Genomic DNA, 604 nt, shown 5'->3' with positions numbered 1-604 from the left:
GGCCGCGACCAGGTGCGGCCGCCGTCGGCGGAGCGCAGGAAAGTGGTCTTGCCACCGTCGGTGAGCGGCAGCAGCGCCGCGCCGCCCTCGACGGCGAGCCCGCCCGCCGCACCGGACTCCGACAGGACGGTCTCCGGCACCCGCGCCTTCTCCCAGCGGACCCCGTCGGGGGAGAACCAGAGCCGGACGTGCTGGCCGCCGACCGGGTCGACCTCGCCGCTCAACGCGACGAACCCCGCCGTGGTCGCCTGCACTTCGAGGGGGCCCGACCGGCCGAACAGGGCGGTGTCCTCGGCGCGGCTCTGCGCCCAGTGGGCGCCGTCGGGGCTGGTCCACACGACGGTCCTGCCCTCGCTCGGCGGCGGCTCGTAGGTCGATCCGAGTGCGACCCAGCCGTGCGGGCCGACCGCCACCGACTGGGGCGTCGAAGGACCGGCCGTGCCGGACGGTTCGAACCGCGCCCAGCTCGCGCCCGCGTTGTAGGAGACCAGGAACAGCGGGCGCGGCATCGACATGCCGCTGCTGCCGACGGCGACGACGGGCCCTTCGCTGCTCGCGGCCGCGACATCGGTGAGCTCGACGTCCGCGAGGGCGGGCCCGCCCA

1 protein-coding gene is annotated in these 604 nt (G+C 76.2%); it reads right to left on the bottom strand.

The window, feature by feature from the left end; all coding sequences use genetic code 11:
• Nucleotides 1–604 (bottom strand): beta propeller repeat protein (locus ACYVE7_RS35325; protein WP_460371048.1); only part of this gene is annotated, 604 nt, incomplete at both ends.

This window comes from Actinocorallia lasiicapitis, from assembly GCF_054778695.1.
Note: the sequence above shows the minus strand (reverse complement) of the source record. Positions and strands in the feature narration are given on the sequence as shown.